At 68.6% G+C, this 16,049-nt stretch carries 16 protein-coding genes; 8 read left to right on the top strand and 8 right to left on the bottom strand.

Going from position 1 to position 16,049, the window contains the following annotated elements:
- Positions 1-46: 46 nt before the first annotated feature.
- From ABEA07_RS17085 to ABEA07_RS17075, 3 genes are read right to left on the bottom strand one after another with little or no spacing between them, the layout of a single operon-like run.
- The gene (locus ABEA07_RS17085) at positions 47-853 is read right to left on the bottom strand and encodes a BPSS1780 family membrane protein (protein ID WP_345539328.1); all 807 of its coding nucleotides are present in this window, start codon (positions 851-853) and stop codon (positions 47-49) included.
- Positions 854-871: 18 nt separating this feature from the next.
- Positions 872-1,921, bottom strand: coding sequence for a homoserine kinase (locus tag ABEA07_RS17080; RefSeq protein ID WP_345539327.1), 1,050 nt, complete (start codon positions 1,919-1,921; stop codon positions 872-874).
- Positions 1,922-1,930: 9 nt separating this feature from the next.
- Positions 1,931-2,281 carry a hypothetical protein gene (locus tag ABEA07_RS17075; protein WP_345539325.1) on the bottom strand — a complete coding sequence of 117 codons (351 nt, stop codon included), beginning with the start codon at positions 2,279-2,281 and terminating at the stop codon, positions 1,931-1,933.
- Between the two features lie 98 nt (positions 2,282-2,379).
- Here ABEA07_RS17075 and polA point away from each other — a divergent pair, with 98 nt between their 5' ends.
- The 3 genes from polA to ABEA07_RS17060 are packed head-to-tail and all read left to right on the top strand — an operon-like array spanning position 2,380 to position 7,413.
- The gene (gene polA, locus ABEA07_RS17070) at positions 2,380-5,172 is read left to right on the top strand and encodes a DNA polymerase I (protein WP_345539324.1); all 2,793 of its coding nucleotides are present in this window, start codon (positions 2,380-2,382) and stop codon (positions 5,170-5,172) included.
- A 31-nt stretch (positions 5,173-5,203) separates the two neighbouring features.
- On the top strand, positions 5,204-6,490 hold the full coding sequence (locus ABEA07_RS17065; protein ID WP_345539323.1) for a M20/M25/M40 family metallo-hydrolase: 1,287 nt from the start codon (positions 5,204-5,206) through the stop codon (positions 6,488-6,490).
- A 20-nt stretch (positions 6,491-6,510) separates the two neighbouring features.
- Positions 6,511-7,413 (top strand): LysR family transcriptional regulator, encoded by a 903-nt coding sequence (locus ABEA07_RS17060; RefSeq protein ID WP_345539321.1) that lies wholly within the window; start codon positions 6,511-6,513, stop codon positions 7,411-7,413.
- Here the strand turns inward: ABEA07_RS17060 and ABEA07_RS17055 are convergent.
- Positions 7,410-8,627: a D-amino acid dehydrogenase gene (locus ABEA07_RS17055; RefSeq protein ID WP_345539319.1), complete on the bottom strand. Its 1,218-nt coding sequence runs from the start codon at positions 8,625-8,627 to the stop codon at positions 7,410-7,412. The two genes, ABEA07_RS17060 and ABEA07_RS17055, sit on opposite strands and share 4 nt — an antisense overlap.
- 229 nt (positions 8,628-8,856) lie before the next feature.
- On the opposite strand from ABEA07_RS17055, the gene ABEA07_RS17050 reads away from it, so the two are divergent.
- From ABEA07_RS17050 to ABEA07_RS17030, 5 genes are all read left to right on the top strand, one after another.
- Positions 8,857-9,735 carry a transporter substrate-binding domain-containing protein gene (locus ABEA07_RS17050; RefSeq protein WP_345539318.1) on the top strand — a complete coding sequence of 293 codons (879 nt, stop codon included), beginning with the start codon at positions 8,857-8,859 and terminating at the stop codon, positions 9,733-9,735.
- Between the two features lie 131 nt (positions 9,736-9,866).
- Entirely contained in the window at positions 9,867-10,616 is a 750-nt protein-coding gene (locus ABEA07_RS17045) for an aspartate/glutamate racemase family protein (protein WP_345539317.1), read from the top strand.
- Between the two features lie 76 nt (positions 10,617-10,692).
- Positions 10,693-11,601: a dienelactone hydrolase family protein gene (locus tag ABEA07_RS17040; protein ID WP_345539316.1), complete on the top strand. Its 909-nt coding sequence runs from the start codon at positions 10,693-10,695 to the stop codon at positions 11,599-11,601.
- An 84-nt stretch (positions 11,602-11,685) separates the two neighbouring features.
- A complete protein-coding gene (locus ABEA07_RS17035) occupies positions 11,686-12,579 on the top strand; it encodes a ZIP family metal transporter (protein ID WP_345539315.1) in 894 nt (297 codons plus the stop codon).
- Positions 12,580-12,889: 310 nt separating this feature from the next.
- A complete protein-coding gene (locus ABEA07_RS17030) occupies positions 12,890-13,120 on the top strand; it encodes a hypothetical protein (protein ID WP_345539313.1) in 231 nt (76 codons plus the stop codon).
- Between the two features lie 39 nt (positions 13,121-13,159).
- Here ABEA07_RS17030 and ABEA07_RS17025 read toward each other — a convergent pair whose 3' ends face one another.
- The 4 genes from ABEA07_RS17025 to ABEA07_RS17010 all read right to left on the bottom strand — a co-directional run bounded on the left by ABEA07_RS17025 (position 13,160) and on the right by ABEA07_RS17010 (position 16,046).
- Positions 13,160-13,369 (bottom strand): dodecin, encoded by a 210-nt coding sequence (locus tag ABEA07_RS17025; RefSeq protein ID WP_345539312.1) that lies wholly within the window; start codon positions 13,367-13,369, stop codon positions 13,160-13,162.
- 102 nt (positions 13,370-13,471) lie between these two features.
- Positions 13,472-14,071: a DUF3299 domain-containing protein gene (locus ABEA07_RS17020; RefSeq protein ID WP_425584144.1), complete on the bottom strand. Its 600-nt coding sequence runs from the start codon at positions 14,069-14,071 to the stop codon at positions 13,472-13,474.
- A gap of 2 nt (positions 14,072-14,073) precedes the next feature.
- Positions 14,074-15,336, bottom strand: coding sequence for an ABC transporter permease (locus ABEA07_RS17015; protein ID WP_345539310.1), 1,263 nt, complete (start codon positions 15,334-15,336; stop codon positions 14,074-14,076).
- Entirely contained in the window at positions 15,333-16,046 is a 714-nt protein-coding gene (locus tag ABEA07_RS17010; protein ID WP_345539309.1) for an ABC transporter ATP-binding protein, read from the bottom strand. Before ABEA07_RS17010 ends, ABEA07_RS17015 begins: the two co-directional genes overlap by 4 nt.
- Positions 16,047-16,049: the final 3 nt, after the last annotated feature.

Genomic DNA, 16,049 nt, shown 5'->3' with positions numbered 1-16,049 from the left:
CCAATGAATTTTCAGCGGGCCTGGTCAGCCATCGTGGCAGCCCCCGCTACTCGTCCGCGCGGAAACTGTCCCGAAAAGTGAACCAGGTCGAGCTCAGCGACATCGCCGCCAGCACCAGTGCAGCGCCGAGCATCAACGCACTGCCGATGGCCGAGGCACCACCGCCCATGCCCATCGCGCCGACCCCCACCAGCACGGTGGCCAGCAACCCGATGCCGATCCCCGCGGCGAGGAATACGCCGAACCAGGACAGGCAGAACATCGCGTAGGCGCCGAAGTTGCGGAACAGCGCCACCAGGCTGAAGAACAGGGCCTTCACCGGCTCGACCTGGTGCCAGTGCACCAGCGCGGGCGCATGCCACATGGCCAGCGACAGCGGCAGGTTGAGAACCATGACGAAGAGGCGCGCTATCTGGAAGTCGCTGCTCTTCATCACCTCTTCCGGGACCGTTGTGTCCAGCAGATAGGCCGTCGCCAGGTGGCCACCGTCGATGAGGGCCGAGAGACCGACCGCGATCACGAAGTAGGCGGCCGAGATCAGCCCCAGCACGATCATTGGCCGCCAGCGCGTCTTCACCGCCTCGGCGGCGGCGATGAACATGGCGGGTGCGGCGGGCTTCTGGCGGTCCGCGGTGTGGGCGACCGACGTGGCGACCATCAGTCCCAGGGTCATGAAGGGCAGCAGGATCGGGGCCAGCACGCTGCCGATCAGGGGCAGTTGCGAGGCGATCGAGATCGAGGCCATGAACAGGAAGAACAGCGAGATGAAGGCCAGCGGCTGACGCCAGAAGGTCTTCAGCCCGATCCGGACCCATTCGGCGCCGGTCCGTGCCGGCACGAGATTCAGTTTCATGGGAAGGCGGCCCGGGGCTCAGGCGGCCTGCGCCAGGCCAGAGGCGACAGGCCAGGACAACGGTGCGGCGGACGGGTGCGATCGTTCGCGCAGCACGCGTTCGAAGTGGGTGGGATCGTGCGCCTTGAGCATGCTGGCCTCGCGCGGCAGGTGGAAGTCCCACAGCCGCGAGATCCAGAAGCGCAGGGCGGCGGCGCGCAGCATCGCCGGCAGCAGCGCACGCTCGGCGCCGGTGAGCGGCCGTACCGTGACGTAGGCGGCCAGCAGGGCGTCGGCGCGCAGCGCATCGTGGCGGCCGGTGGGCAGATCGATCGCCCAGTCGTTCAGGCAGACGGCCAGGTCGAACAGCCAGGTGTCCGTCCCGGCGAAGTAGAAGTCGAACACGCCGGTCAGCCGGGGCTCGTCGCTGTCGGTGGCGAACATGGCGTTGTCGCGGAACAGGTCGGCATGCACCGGCCCGCGCGGCAGCGCTGCATAGGCCGACGAGGCGGCCACGTGGTTCTGGTAGGCCAGTTCGGAGCGCAGCAGCGCGGCCTGCGGTGCGTCGAGATACGGCAGCACCACCGGCGCGGTGTCGTTCCACCAGGCCAGCCCGCGCAGGTTGGGCTGCAGCCGGGGAAAGTCGCGGGCCGCCTGGTGCATATGCGCCAGCAGCCGACCGAGTTCCGCGCAGTGGGCGGCTGTCGGAGCCAGCACGCTCTTGCCCTCCAGCCGCTGCACGATGGCGGCCGGCTTGCCCGCCACCCGGTGCAGGAACTCGCAGGGCGCGTCCGCCGGGATCGACAGCGGATGATCGGCCGGTGGCGCGATGTCCGGATCGGCCACCGGCTCAGGCACCGGCATGCCACGCGCGGCCAGGTGCTTCATGAGGCAGAGGTAATAGGGCAGTTGCTGCGGCCCCAGGCGCTCGAACAAGGTGAGCACGTAGTGGCCGGACGCCGTGGTGGCAAAGTAGTTGGTGTTCTCGATGCCGCCCTCGATGCCCCGCAGTTCGGTCAGCGGGCCCAGGCCGATGCGCTGGACCAGCGCATCGGCTTCGTCGAACCCGACTTCGGTGAAGACCGCCACGACCCGCGCTCAGAACTTGAGCACGTTCCAGACCCGCGGCCCGTTGCCGTTGCCACCGGTCTCGCCCTGGCCCTGCCGGTCGCGCCCGCCGTAGTTGGGCAGCACCTCGTACGAGGGCACATTGGCCTTGGGCTGTACCGTGATGCTCTGGGTCTGGCCGCCGTAGCGCACCTCGTCGACCCGCGCGCCGGCGTCTTCCACGTGGATGTACTCGATTTTCTGGTTGCGGCGCGGCGATTCCGGCGCGGCCTGTCCTGCGTCTGGCGGCGGCGCGCTCTGGGCATGAACGGCGGCCAGTGGGGCGGCCAGCGCGGCCAGCAGGAGAATGCCGCGGGCGGACAGGGAAGTGCGGGAAGACATGGACGCGATTGTAGGCGTCGGCCTCCTGGGGCGGCTGTCGGCGTCCAGGCAATCGGCACCCGGCCGGCCGCCCATGCGCGGCACGGCAAAATGCACCGATGACCGACAAGAAAACGCTGCTGCTCGTCGATGGATCGAGCTACCTCTACCGCGCCTTCCACGCCATGCCCGATCTGCGCGCGGTGCCGGGGGACCCGAGCAGCCCGCCCACCGGGGCCATCCGGGGCATGATCAACATGCTCCAGCTGCTGCGCCGGGAGGTCCGCGCCGACTTCGCGGCCTGCGTCTTCGATGCGCCTGGAAAGACCTTTCGCGACGACTGGTATCCGCAGTACAAGGCCAACCGCTCGCCCATGCCGGACGACCTGCGCAGCCAGGTCGGGCCGATCCACGAGGTGGTGAAGCTGCTGGGCTGGCCCGTGCTCAGCGTGCCCGACATCGAGGCCGACGATGTGATCGGCACGCTGGCGCGCATGGCGGCCAAGCAGGGCATCGAGGTGATCGTCTCCAGCGGCGACAAGGACCTGAGCCAACTGGTGGACGAGCACATCACCATCATCGACACCATGAACGGCAAGAAGCGTGACGTGGCCGGCGTGACGGCCGAATTCGGCGTGCCGCCCGCGCTCATGGTCGACTTCCAGACGCTGGTGGGCGACAGCGTCGACAACGTGCCCGGCGTGGAGAAGGTCGGACCCAAGACGGCAGCCAAGTGGCTGCTGCAGTACGGCTCGCTGGACGGGCTGATCGAGCGGGCGGGCGAGGTCAAGGGCCAGGCGGGCGAGAACCTGCGCAAGGCGCTGGAGTGGCTGCCGCAGGGCCGCCGGCTGGTGACCATCCGCACCGACTGCGACCTCGACGGCCACGTGTCCGGCCTCCCGTCGCTGGAGGGCATCGCCATCGGCGCGCAGCAGGTCGAGCCGCTCAAGGCCTTCTACGAAAAGTACGGCTTCAAGACGCTGGCCAAGGCGCTGGACGCGCACGAGGTCCCACCCGAGTTGATCGAAGAGAACAGAAAGCGCGGCGGCCCCGAGGGCGGGACGGGCCTGCTGGCCGAGCCCGCTGCCGGCGAGGCGGCCCCGGCCAGCAACCTCCGCTACGACACGATCCTGAGCTGGGACGCCTTCGACGCCTGGCTCGCGAAGATCCAAGCCGCCGAGCTGGTCGCGCTCGACACCGAGACCAGTTCACTCGACGAGATCCTGGCCGAGATCGTGGGCATCAGCTTCAGCGTCCAGCCCGGCGAGGCGGCCTACGTGCCGCTGGCCCACAACTACCCCGATGCGCCCGCGCAGCTGCCGCGCGACGAGGTACTGGCCAGGCTCAAGCCCTGGCTGGAGGACGGTACGAAAAAGAAGCTGGGCCAGCACATCAAGTACGACCGCCACGTGTTCGCCAACCACGGCATCGAGGTGCGCGGCTACGCGCACGACACCATGCTCCAGAGCTACGTGCTGGAGGTGCACAAGCCGCACGGCCTGGCCAGCCTGGCCGAACGCCACCTGGGCCGCGCCGGCATCGACTACGAGGACCTGTGCGGCAAGGGCGCGCACCAGATCCCCTTCAGCCAGGTCAGCATCGACAAGGCGGCCGAGTATTCCTGCGAGGACTCCGACCAGACGCTGGACGTGCACCTCGCGCTCTGGCCGAAGCTGCAGGCGGACGAGAAGCTGCGCTTCATCTACGGACTGGAGATGGCCTCCAGCGAGGCGCTCTACCGCGTCGAGCGCAACGGCGTGCTGATCGATGCGCCCACGCTGGCCGCGCAGAGCAACGAGCTGGGCAAGCGCATCCTCGCGCTGGAGCAGGAGGCCTATGCGCTGGCCGGTCAGCCCTTCAACCTGGGCTCGCCCAAGCAGATCGGCGAGGTCTTCTTCACCAAGCTGGGCTTGCCGGTGGTCAAGAAGACGCCCAGCGGCGCGCCCAGCACCGACGAAGAAGTGCTCGAAAAGCTGGCTGAAGACTTCCCGTTGCCAGCCAAGATCCTCGAGCACCGCAGCCTCTCCAAGCTCAAGGGCACCTACACCGACAAGCTGGGCCAGCAGGTCAACCCGCGCTCGGGTCGCGTGCACACGCACTATGCGCAGGCGGTCGCCGTCACCGGCCGGCTGTCGAGCAACGATCCCAACCTGCAGAACATCCCGATCCGCACGCCCGAAGGCCGTCGCGTGCGCGAAGCCTTCGTGGCGCCGCCGGGCAGCGTGATCGCCAGTTCCGACTACTCGCAGATCGAGCTGCGCATCATGGCCCACATCAGCGGCGACGAATCGCTGCTGCATGCCTTCACGGAGGGCCTGGACGTGCACCGCGCCACCGCGGCCGAGGTCTTCGGCGTGGCGGTGGACCAGGTCTCCAGCGAACAGCGGCGCTATGCCAAGGTCATCAACTTCGGGCTGATCTACGGCATGAGCAGCTTCGGCCTGGCGCGCAACCTGGGCATCGAGACCAAGGCCGCGGCCGCCTACATCGACCGCTACTTCGCGCGCTACCCCGGCGTGAAACGCTACATGGACGAGACCAAGGCATCTGCCAAGGCGAAGGGCTTCGTCGAAACCGTGTTCGGCCGGCGCCTCTACCTGCCCGAGATCAATTCGCCCAACGGCCCGCGCCGCGGCGGCGCCGAGCGCGCGGCCATCAACGCGCCCATGCAGGGCACCGCCGCCGACCTGATCAAGCTCAGCATGGTGAAGGTGCAGGAGGTGCTCGATGCCGAGAAGCGCCGCACGAAGATGATCATGCAGGTGCACGACGAACTGGTGTTCGAGGTGCCGGAGGACGAGGTCGAATGGGTTCGCAACGAAATTCCGCGCCTCATGGCCGGCGTGGCCACGCTCAAGGTGCCGCTGCTGGCGGAGATCGGCATCGGCCCGAATTGGGACAAAGCACATTGACAGACCCGAAAGACTCGAGGAACACATCGGAATGAAACTCGCGCATCCCCTCCGCACCTTCGCCCTCGGCATGATCTGCGCCGCGTGGCTGGGCCTGGCCGCCGCCGCGCCGGACGAGCGCATCAGCGCGCTGGCCAACAAGGAAAAGCCCGCACTGCTCGAGACCCTCAAGCAACTCGTTTCCATCGAATCCGGCAGCCGCGACCTGGAGGGCCTGGACAAGATCGCCAACCTGATCGCCGAGCGTCTCAAGGCCCTGGGCGGCCAGGTCGAGCTGGTGGACACCACGGCCGACGCCTACCGGATGGAGGACACGCCCGAGAAGATCGGCAAGGCGGTGCGCGCCACCTTCAAGGGCACCGGCAGCAAGAAGATCCTGCTGATCGCCCACATGGACACCGTCTACCAGATCGGCATGCTCAGCAAGCAGCCCTTTCGCATCGACGGCGACAAGGCCTATGGCCTGGGGATCGCCGACGACAAGCAGGGCGTGGCCGTGATCCTGCACACCGTGGCGCTGCTCAAGGCGCTGGACTTCAAGGACTACGGCACGCTCACCGTGCTGATCAACGGCGACGAAGAAATCAGCTCGCCGGGCTCACGCAACCTCATCGCAAGACTGGGCGCCGAGCACGATGCGGTGATGTCCTTCGAAGGCGCCTCCATCAAGGAGGACAAGCTGTCGCTCGCCACCGCCGGCATCGCCTCGGTCGCGCTCAACGTCACCGGCAAGGCCTCGCACGCGGGCTCCGCGCCGGAGCTGGGCGTGAACGCGCTCTACGAGCTGTCGCACCAGATCCTGCAGATGCGCGACCTCTCCGACCCGGCCACGGGCCTCAAGATGAACTGGACCGTGGCCAAGTCCGGCACCAACCGCAACGTGATCCCCGCCCAGGCCAGCGCGTCGGCCGACGTGCGCGTGCTCAAGGTCAGCGACTACGACCGCATCGAGAAGCAGGTGCAGGAACGGGTGAAGAATCAGCTCATTCCCGAAGCCAAGGTCGAGATGAAGTTCGAGCGTCGCCGTCCCCCGCTGGAGGCCAACGATGCGTCGCGCGCCATGGCGGCGCATGCGCAGGCGGTCTACAAGGAACTCGGCCGCGAACTCGGTGCCGACGACAAGGTGGCCGGCGGCGGCACCGATGCCGCCTTCGCCGCGCTCAAGACCAAGGCGCCGGTGGTGGAGCGCTTCGGCCTGCAGGGCTTCGGCGCGCACTCGGCCGACGCCGAGTACGTGCTGGTCGATTCGATCGAGCCGCGCCTGTACTTGGCGGCGCGCATGGTGATGGACGTCTCGCGCGGCAAGGCGGGCTTCTAGCCCCGGGGCCGCGTTTCGCGATGCGGCTGCGCCACATCGAGGTCTTCAATGCCGTCATGCTCACCGGCAGCGTGAGCGCAGCGGCGCGGCTCATCAACATCACCCAGCCGGCGGTCAGCCGCGCACTGCAGCACGCGGAAATCCAGCTGGGCTTCCCGCTGTTCCAGCGGGCCAAGGGGCGCCTGACGCCCACCACGGAGGCGCAGGCGCTGTATCCGCACATCGAGCGACTGTTCGCCCAGCTCGACGAGGTGCAGCGTCTGGCGGCCAGCCTGCGCACCGGTGCCGACGCCGGCGAGCTGCGCATCCTGACCGTGCTGGCGCTCAGCTACGAGGTGTTGCCGCGGGCGCTCAAGGCCTTCCGCCAGAAGCACCCCGGCATCGCGGTCACGGTGGAGTCGCTGCATTCGCCGCAGATCATGTCGGCCCTGCTGCGGCAGGAGGCCGACGTGGGATTCGCCTTCAGTCCGGCGGTGCATCCCTCGCTCACGCAGGAGACGCTGGCCGACAGCCGCATGGTCTGCATCGCACCCAGGGGCATGCTGCCGCGCGCGCTGGTGCGCAACCGCTCGGCGGCGCTGCACGACCTGGTCAAGCTGCCGGTGGTGGGCCTGGACAGCCGCGATCCGGTGGGCACCAGCCTCAGCCAGGCCTGCCGCCAGGCGGGCGTGGGTTTCCAGCAGGCGGTGGTCACGGTGCAGACCTATCACGCCGCGCTGGCCATGGCGCACCATGGTCTGGGCGTGGCCCTGGTGGACGGCTGCACGGCGGCCTCGGCCGATGTGTCCAAGGTCGACGTGCTCGCGCTGGAGCCGCGCATCCCGGTGCCGATCCGTGCACTGCGCTTCACCGACCGGCCGGACTCGGTCGCGGTGCGCGCCATCACGCGCTGCATGCGCGAGGCGATCGAAGAGATGTCCTAGGCGACGGCCGCCAGGGCCCGGGTCACCCGTTCGGCCGAGCCGAAGGCCAGGGTGAAGCCCAGCGCCCCATGGCCGGTGTTGAACAGCATGTTCGCAGGGGCACCATCGAGGCGGCCGATGATGGGCACCCCGGTCGGCGTGGCGGGGCGCATGCCGGTCCAGGGATGCAGGTCGTCGAGCCGGCCGGCGTGCGGGAAAACGGCCCGTGTCGCCGCCGCCAGCGTCTCGATGCGCGTGGCGGGAATGCTGGCATCGTGGCCCACCAGTTCGGCCATGCCGGCCACCCGCAGGCGCGACCCGATTCGCGCGAACACGACCTTGCGCGCGCTGTCGGTCACGCTCACCCGGGGCGCAGCCGCCTCGGAAGGATCGACCTCGACCGTGATGCTGTAGCCCTTGAGCGGGTACACCGGCAGGTAGGCGCCGAGCTGGCGGCCCAGACGATGCGATGCGGTGCCCAGCGCCATGACGAAGGCATCGGCTTCCAGGTCGCCGGCGCTGGTGCGCACGGCAGCCACGCGATCGCCGCGCCGGTCGAAGCCCTGCACCTCGCAGTCGAGCAGGAAGCGCACGCCGCGCGCGCGCAGCGCGGACTCCAGCGCCACGCACAGCTTGAGACAGTCGGCGGCGCATTCGCTGGGCGTGTGGATGGCGCCGGCCATCTGCGTCCGGTAGGCGGCCAGCGCCGGCTCGACCGCGATGCACTCCTCGGGCGTGAGCAGGCGCTGCTGGCTGCCCATCGCGCGCTGCAGTTCGAGCTGCCGGCGTGCGCCTTCCAGCGATGCACCGCTGGCATAGAGCACCAGCTTGCCGGTGGCGCTGAAGTCGCAGTCGGGCCCGAGCTCTGCCAGCATCGCCTCGAAGGCGCCGCGGCTCTCGGCGGCCAGGGCCAGCAGGCGCGCGGTGGTCTGGCGTGAGGTGTTCGCGTTGCAGGCGGCGAGGAAGGCCAGGCCCCAGCGCCACTGGAGCGGGTCGAGCTGCGGGCGCAGCTTGAGCGGTGAGGTGGGCGAGAACAGCAGCTTGGGCAACTGCTTCCAGATCGACGGGTCCGCCAAGGGCTGGACGTACGAATAGCTCAGCTGCGCGCCGTTGCCGCCGCTGGCCCCGGCACCCGGTGCCGCGCGGTCGATCACGCTCACCTCGAAACCCCGCTGGCTCAATTGCCAGGCCGTGGCCAGGCCCACGATGCCGGCCCCCAGCACACCCACATGCATCGCGCGTCCTTCCTGATGCCCGATTGGAACGTGCCGACTCTAGGTGCGCGGCCTGCGTGCGTGAAATGCCAAAAGCGCGGCGGGTCATAGCCAAAGCGCATGCCTTTGCGTGCTCCCGGGCGCTGGCCCATAACCTGCAGTCATGGGGCTGGGCGCAAAAGGAATTGTGACCGGGGCATGAATCGTTCCTACACTCCGACACACATTCCAATCCGTTGAAAGGGCTCGCATGAAGACTTCCGCTTTGATGGCTGCCGTGGCGCTGTGCGCCGCGACGGGCGCGCAGGCTGCCGACACCCTCGCCAAGATCGCCGAGTCCGGCAAGATCACGCTCGCGTACCGTGAGTCCTCGGTGCCCTTCAGCTACCTCGACGGCGGCAAGCCGATCGGCTTTTCGGTCGAGCTCTCCAACGCGGTCGTCGAAGCGGTCAAGAAGAAGCTCAACAAGCCCAACCTGCAGGTGGCTCTGATGCCGGTGACCTCGCAGAACCGCATCCCCTTGCTGCAGAACGGCACCGTCGACCTGGAGTGCGGGTCCACCACCAACAACACGGCGCGCGGCAAGGACGTGAACTTCGCCATCAACCACTTCTACACCGGCACCCGTCTGCTGGTGAAGAAGTCCTCCAACGTCAAGGACTACGCCGACCTGGCCAAGAAGACGATCACCAGCACCACCGGCACGACCAACGCGCTGGTCATGCGCAAGTACAACGCCGAGAAGAACCTCGACATGGACATCGTGCTGGCCAAGGACCACGCCGACGCCTTCCTGCTGGTGGAAAGCGGCCGTGCGCTGGCTTTCGCGATGGACGACATCCTGCTGTACGGCTTGAAGGCCAATGCCAAGACGCCTGCCGACTTCGACGTGGTGGGTGAATCGCTGCAGGTCGAGCCCTATGCCTGCATGCTGCCCAAGGACGATGCGGCCTTCAAGAAGCTGGTGGACGACACCTTCATCGGCATGATGAAGAGCGGCGAGTTCGAGAAGCTCTACACCAGGTGGTTCATGCAGCCGATCCCACCGAAGAACGTGCCGCTGAACCTGCCGATGAGCGAGCAACTGCGCGACAACATCAAGGCCCCCAGCGACAAGCCAGCAACCTAAGTTCTCCCCCAGGCTTCGCGCACTTCGTGTCGCTTCGCCAACCCCCTTCCGGGGGCGACACCAGCGGCCCGGCGGAGCCGGTTCCGCGGTGTCTCACGAAGGGGGCATGGGGTGTTCAAGGCTGAATCGTGATGAAGGTCGTGGGGATCTTGGGGGGCATGGGGCCGGCCGCGGGGGCGGACTTCGTGCGCCTCTTCGTCGAGGCTTGCGCGCGGCGCATGCGGGCGCAAGGCGAGCCGGTGCGTGACCAGGGGTTTCCGGAGCACTGGCTGGCGCAGGTGCCGGTGCCGGATCGCAGCGGCGCGATCGGGTCGGCCACGCCGGGCGCCCATCAACCCCTGGAGCCCATGCTGCAGGCCCTGGGCCGGCTGGCCGCCCTCGGCAGCCGTGCCGTGGCGATGGCCTGCAACACGGCGCATGCCTGGCATGGGGCGCTGCAGGAGCGCTTTCCCCAGATCGAGCTCCTGCACGTGGCGCGGGAGGTGTCGGCGCACCTGGCGTCGCAGGACGTGCGCGAGGCGGCGCTGATGGCGACTGACGGGACGTACCGCGCGGGTTTCTACGAACGGGCCATGGCCGAGTCCGGGCTGGCCTGCCACCTTCCTTCGGAAGTCGAGCGCACGCTGCTGATGCGGGGCATCTACGACGGCGTGAAAGCCGGCAATCTGCAGCTGGCGGAAGACTGCTTCAGCCGTGTCGCACTGAGCCTGGCGGAACGCCACGGGGATGTGGCCCTGGTCATGGGATGCACCGAAATCCCGCTGGGCCTGCAGGGCGCGCCGGCCGTGTCCGGCCTGCGGCTGGTCGACCCGGCAAGAGTGCTGGCCGAGGCCCTGGCAAACCGGGCCTACGAGGGGACATCGCGGCAGCGTTCCGCTTGATCGCCTACAGTGCGGCCTGCGCTGTCCCGGCGCATTCCTTCGTTCGTTGTTGTCGATCCAACAGGAGTCCGCCCCCATGTCCTCATTCGAGACCGATGCCGACCTGCAAGCCGATTTCGATTCGCTGCGCCCCGGCGACAGCACGCAGCAAGGCGCCACGCGGCGCACGGCGCTCAAGGCCGCCATCGGCGTCGGCTACGCGGCGGCCACGCTGCCCATTGCCGCACAGACCGCGATCAAGACGCCGGCCGACGGCCTGAAGGCCGGCCCCATCAAGTACAGCGTGAACGGATTCGACGTGCCCGGCTACGCCGCCGCGCCCGCCGGCAAGACCGGCCTGCCGGTGGTGCTGGTCGTGCAGGAGATTTTCGGCGTGCACGAGTACATCGCCGACACCTGCCGCCGCTTGGCCAAGGCCGGCTACTTCGCGATCGCGCCCGAGCTGTATGCCCGCCAGGGCGATCCGCGCAACTACACCGAGATCCCCAAGCTGCAGGCCGAAGTGGTCAGCAAGGTGCCCGACGCGCAGGTGATGGCCGACCTCGACGGCGCGCTGAAGTATGCCGCCGCCAACGGCGGCGACGCGGGCGACGCGGCCATCACCGGCTTCTGCTGGGGCGGGCGCATCGTGTGGCTCTATGCGGCGACCGGCAAGGTGAAGGCCGGCGTGGCGTGGTACGGCCGGCTGGTCGGCCAGGCCAGCGTGCTGACGCCGAAGCATCCCATCGACATCGCGGCCGACCTGAAGGCCCCGGTGCTCGGCCTCTACGGCGGCAAGGACCAGGGCATCCCCCTTGACACCGTTGATAAGATGAAAGCCGCTCTGGCGGCCGGCTCCCCGGCGGCCAAGGCCTCCCAGTTCGTCGTCTACCCTGAAGCGGGCCATGCCTTTCATGCCGACTACCGGCCGAGCTACGTGGCGAGCGCGGCCGACGATGGCTGGAAGCGCACCCTGGCCTGGTTCAAGACACACGGCGTCGACTGAAGCCGAGGCTGCTGCCGCACCGAGCGTGCTTTCCACCGAAAGCCGTCCGTTGGACGGCTTTTGTTTTGTCGTCACGAAGCTGCCATGGACCTGCTTGTCATCATCGCCGCGACCCTTGTCGCCGGCATCGGAAGTGTGTGGATCGCTGCCTTGCTGCTGCGCGTGGGCGTGCGCAGCGGCGGCGGCGTCGATCCGCAGCATCTGCTGAGCCTGGCGGCCGGCGCGCTGCTGGCCACCGCCTTCATGCATCTGCTGCCGGAGGCCTTCGAGAGCCGCAACGAGCCGGGCCTGCTGTTCGGCGTGCTGCTCTTCGGGCTGGTGGTCTTCTTCCTGCTCGACAAGGCCGAGCTGTGGCACCACGGGCACGAGCATCACCACGGCGCGGGCGACGAGGCGCACGATGACCACCATCACGACCATGGGCATGGCGGACAAGGCCATGGTCATGCCCACGCGCACGGCCACGCGCACACCCGCAAGGCCGGCGGCTGGGCCGTGCTCACGGGCGACAGCGTGCACTGCTTCGGCGACGGCATCCTGATCGCCTCCGCCTTCGTCGCCGATCTGCGGCTGGGCCTGGTGGCGGCGCTCGCGGTGCTCGCGCACGAAGTGCCGCATCACATCGGCGACCTGGTCGTCCTGCGCCAGAGCTCGCCCGACGCACGCATCGCGCTGGTCAAGGTGTCGCTGGCCGGCACCATGACCGCGCTCGGGGGGCTGGCGGGCTGGTGGCTGGTCGACAAGCTGCACGGCTGGTTGCCGTACTTCCTGGTGCTGGCCTCCAGCAGCTTCGTCTACGTGGCCCTGGCCGACCTGATTCCGCAGTTGCAGAAACGCCTGAGCGCGCGCCAGACCGCCTGGCAGGTCGCCTGGCTGGTGGTCGGCATCCTGCTGGTCATGGGCATGAGCCGGCTGGCCCACGGCGACCACGACCACGCGCACGGGGCGGCGCAAGAGGAACATGGCCACCGACACTAGTCCACTGAAACATTGAAATGAATGGTGAGGGCCGCCCGAGACGGGATGCGATGCAAGGCGCAAAGCGCAGCGATACCGGTCGGTATCGCGAGCATTTGCAACGCCGCAGCGCGCCCGTATCGGGTGGACTGCACCAGTCGATTTCAGTGTTTCAGTGGACTAGACCTGGGTCCATGGCGCCCAGCCGAAGAACGGGGCGCTCTCCGACAGGACCCCACTGCGGACGGTTGCAAACTCGCACTACCCAAGTCGGGTGAGGAGGCTCACACTTGGGGTCGCGCAACGCGAGAAAACAGCCTAGGAGCCGATCATGAACCGCGCCGATTCACCGCTGCGTTCCGTCGACCTGATCAAGGGTCCATCCGACGAAGAACTCGACGACGAGCTGTCCGACGACGAAGCCCTGGAGGAGGATGACGAGGCAGAGATGGCCGACGACCTCTCCGAGACGGGGATCGACCTGAGCGACGCCAGTGAGCTCGACGCGGACAACGTGCCGGCCGACGAGGAGTTCGATCGCGTCATGCAGGCGCCGGACTGAGTGCCGCGCCTGCCGCCTTGTTGTCTCGTGTGCGGCGCTTCAGCCCTCGAGGGTGAAGCCCACCTTCAGGGTCACCTGCCAGTGTGCGATCTTGCCGTCCTGCACGTGGCCGCGGGTTTCGATCACCTCGAACCACTGGATGTTGCGTACCGATTCGCTGGCCTTGGCGATCGCGCGCTGCACGGCGTCATCGCTGCTCGTGGGCGAGGAGCCGGTGAGTTCGATGTGCTTGTAGACGTGGTTGGACATGGCGTGCTCCTTGGGTGGGAAACGGGTCGATGTCCAGGCGGGCACCGGTCCCGGCCATCATAGGCATTCGCGCGTGGCCGGCGCGCCTTTTTCGTCGTTCGCCTACTTGGCTCCGCCGGTGTACTTGGTGACGCTGTCCGCCGTCACGTGGTAGCCGCTGACGCCCATCATCGAGTCGTTGCGCACCGTCTGCAGCTTGCCGGTGATCCAGACCGTGTCCATGGCGCGGAACTTCGCACCCTGGCGCGGACGCACGTGCACGATCTGGTTGGCCGGCGGCGGCGGCGTGTGGATGCAGGCGCCGAAGTAGGGCACCAGCAGGAACTCGGTGACCTCGCCCTTGTTCTCCTCCAGCGGCACGATGAAGCCCGGCAGCTTGATCTCGACGCCGTTCATCGCGCTGTTGGTGGGCGCGTTGTTCGACACCTCCTGCATCTTCATCAGCAGCTCGTTGGCGCGCGGGTCGCCGTCCTGGAGCTTGCTCAGGTCCATGCCCTTGAACTCCTTCATCGGGTCCCAGTCCTTCGGCACCAGTTCTTCCCAGGAGATCAGGCGGGGCTGGCCCGGTGCCGGCTTGGCGGCCGCGGCCTTGCCGCCGAGCGGGTTGGACGCCGTGGTGTCCTGCGGCGCGGGATCGGCGGCGAAGGCGAGGGTCGCCGTGGCGCCCAAGGCCAGGATCAGGAGGCGGAGCATTTTTTTCATCTTCAGATTCTGGGTGAGAGGCCGTCGGCCAGCGACAGCCGGTAAGCGCGCACGCCCGGCAGCAAGCTGGCCAGCCAGCCCGCCACCAGCAGGCCGGCCAGCCAGGTCCATTCGTGCAGTGTAGGTGCCGACAGCGAAAGGGTCAGCCCGAACTGCGCCTGCAGCCATGGGGCGAGGAGGGCGATGCCCAGCGCCGCAGCCACGAGGCCGAGCGCGACGCCCAGCAGCGTGACCATCGCGCCTTCGAGTGCCAGCAGCGCCAGCACGTGGCGCAGGCTGGCACCGACCGCGCGCAGCACTGCCAGTTCGCGGCGGCGCTCGTTCAGGCCGGCCATCACCACCGACACCAGCCCGGCCAGGCTGACCAGCGCGACCAGGCCCGACATCAGCAGCAGCGCGTTCTCGCCGACGCCGATCACGCTCCACAGTTCGTCCAGCGCCACGCCGGGCAGGATGGCCATCAGCGCCTCGGGCTGGTAGGCCCCGACCCAGCGCTGCACCGCGAACACCGCGGCCCGGTTCTTGAGGCCGACCAGCGCGGCGGTCACGGTCTTGGGCGTGAGGTCGAACTTGCGCACCTGCCCCGGGGGAATCTTCACGCCTGGCAGTGGCGCGCCGCCGCGCCATTCGAGGTGGATGGCTTCCATCGCCGGCAGCCCGATGTGCACGGTGCGGTCCACCGGCGTGCCGGTGCGCGCCAGCACGCCGACGACAGTGAAGGGCTTGTCGGCATGCTCGGCCACGTTGAGTTCACCGCTGCCGTGCGCCAGCGTGATCTTCCGGCCCGTGCGGTAGCCGAGGCGGTCCGCGACTTCGGCGCCCACCACCGCATCGAAAAGTTCGGCGAAGGGCTTGCCCTCGCGCATCTGCAGCGCCTGCCGGTTGCCGTAGCGGAAGTGCTGGAAGTACTCGGGCGTCGTCGCCAGCACCGCGAAGCCGCGGTGCGAATCGCCCAGCGACAGCGGCACCACCCAATCCACGCCGGGGTGCTGCGAGAGCGCCTGCACGCTCTGCCACTGCATGTTGTGGGTGGCCGCGCCGATGCGGAACACCGAATAGAGCAGCAGCTGAGAAGACCCGGTGCGCGCCCCCACGATCAGGTCCGTGCCCGACACGGAGGCGGAGAAGTTCTCGCGCAGCTCGGTGCGGATGCGCTCCACGCCCAGCAGCAGAAAGGTCGACAGCGCGATCGACAGCACCGTGAGCGCCAGGGTGAAGCGCCGGTTCCAGGCGCTCTTCCAGGCGATGGCGAAGAGTGCCTTCATGCGGGCTCTCCGGCCCCCGCGCGGTTGATCTCGGGCAGCAGCAGATGCCTGCCGAAGCGGGCCGCGATGCGCTGGTCGTGGCTCACGAAGACCAGGGTGCTGCGGTTCACCGCGCAGGCCTCGACCAGGACATCGAGAAAGGCTTCGCGCCGGTCCTCGTCCAGGGCCGAGGTGGGCTCGTCGGCGATCACCACCTCGGGGTGCCCGATCAGCGCGCGTGCCGCGGCCACGCGCTGCTGCTGGCCGACCGAGAGCTGCAGCGCCTGGCGCTGCCACAGTGCCGCGGGCAGGCCCATGCGTTCGAGCAAGGCCTGGGCTTGCGCGCGCGCCGGGGCGCCATCGCGCTGCGCCTGCGCGCGCCGCCGCGCCGAGAAGCGGCAGGGCAGCAGCACGTTGTCGAGCAGGCTGAGATAGGGCAGCAGGTTGAACTGCTGGAAGATGTAGCCCACGTGCGCCACGCGCCGGCGGTCGCGCGCCGCGCCCGAGAGCGCGGCCCAGTCCTCGCCCAGCAGCGTCACGCGGCCCGCATCGGCCACCAGCACCCCGGCCAGCAGCGACAGCAGGGTGCTCTTGCCGCAGCCGCTGGGTCCGTGCAGGAACACGGCCTCGCCGGCCTCGATCTCCAGCAGGTCGATGTCGATGCAGGGCGCCGTCGCGCCCGGCCAGGCGAAGCGCAGGCCCTCTGCGCGCAGGACGGCAGCGGCGCTCACGAA

Source organism: Variovorax defluvii (genome assembly GCF_039541515.1).
In the GTDB taxonomy this organism is placed as follows: Bacteria; Pseudomonadota; Gammaproteobacteria; order Burkholderiales; family Burkholderiaceae_C; genus Variovorax; species Variovorax defluvii.
The sequence above is the reverse complement of the archived record's forward strand: the minus strand, read 5'-3'. Positions and strand labels throughout refer to the sequence as shown.